This is a genomic window from Pseudomonas sp. GM102, from assembly GCF_000282555.1.
GTDB lineage: Bacteria > Pseudomonadota > Gammaproteobacteria > Pseudomonadales > Pseudomonadaceae > Aquipseudomonas.
Genome location: NZ_AKJB01000157.1, coordinates 1 through 1,261, shown reverse-complemented (window position 1 = coordinate 1,261; position 1,261 = coordinate 1). Strand labels below are relative to the sequence as shown.

Sequence of the window (1,261 nt, the reverse complement as noted above, 5' to 3'; positions counted from 1 at the left end):
GGCGGGCCCCCGGAGCAATGCCTTCGTTATGGCATGCCGAGCCTAGGCGAGGCACCGAATGGTGGGGCAAAAGCGCTTTGGTTACTTTCCGCCGGGCCGCGCAGGCTTTTCGAAAGTGACTCGCTGTAAGAGCGAAACCATAGGCGGCCGTGACCGCAGAAACGGATATGTACTCCAAAAAAACACCAAGCCCCGGCAGTGAATCTCTGTAGATCAAGATCTGTAGGTCAAAGATGTATAGACACCCATGCCGATGAGATTGGCGTTCAAACTGTGGTTACGCGGCAGCCGCTTCATTAGGCTCAAAACTATCCGCCCGCGCCATCTGCCACATCCGCGAGTAAAACTCGCCATTCACTTCACCGGTCAGCAACTCCCCCGGTTTCAGGAACACATGCAACTGCGAGAACAGTTTGATCTCGGTCGCCGACATGCGTCGCACCAGATGCTTGGCCGACAGCTGTGAAGGATGATCAAGGCCCGCTGCGGCAAGCATTTCGGCCAGGGCTTTGAGCGTATTGCGGTGGAAGTTGAACACGCGTTGAGCCTTGTCCGGAACCACGAGGGCGCGTTGGCGCAGGGTGTCCTGGGTGGCGACGCCGGTCGGGCATTTGTTGGTGTGGCAGCTTTGCGACTGGATGCAGCCGATGGCGAACATGAAGCCGCGCGCCGAGTTGGCCCAGTCGGCGCCGATGGCCAGGACGCTGGCGATGTCGAACGCGCTGACGATTTTGCCGCTGGCACCGAGTTTGATTTTGTCCCGCAGGTTCAGGCCCACCAACGTGTTGTGCACGAACAGCAGACCTTCGCGCATTGGCACGCCGATGTGGTCGGTGAACTCCACAGGCGCGGCGCCGGTGCCACCTTCCTTGCCGTCGACCACGATGAAGTCCGGGAGGATGCCGGTTTCCAGCATGGCCTTGGCGATGCCCATGAATTCCCACGGGTGACCCAGGCAAAACTTGAAGCCCACCGGTTTGCCGCCGGACAGTTCACGCAATTGCGCAATGAAGTGCATCAGCTCGACTGGCGTGGAAAAAGCGCTGTGGCGTGACGGCGAGATGCAGTCTTCGCCCATCAGGATGCCGCGGGTTTCGGCGATTTCCTTGGTGACTTTGTGCTTGGGCAGGATCCCGCCGTGGCCAGGTTTGGCGCCCTGGCTCATTTTGATTTCGATCATTCGCACTTGCGGAGTCCGCGCCTGGGCGGCGAAGCGTTCCGGGTCGAAGCGGCCATCGGCGGTGCGGCAGCCGAAGTAGCC

At 60.3% G+C, this 1,261-nt stretch carries 1 protein-coding gene; it reads right to left on the bottom strand.

The window, feature by feature from the left end:
• Positions 1 to 277: 277 nt before the first annotated feature.
• On the bottom strand, positions 278 to 1,261 hold a 984-nt coding region (locus PMI18_RS00015; protein ID WP_007908028.1), incomplete at its 5' end, for an FMN-binding glutamate synthase family protein.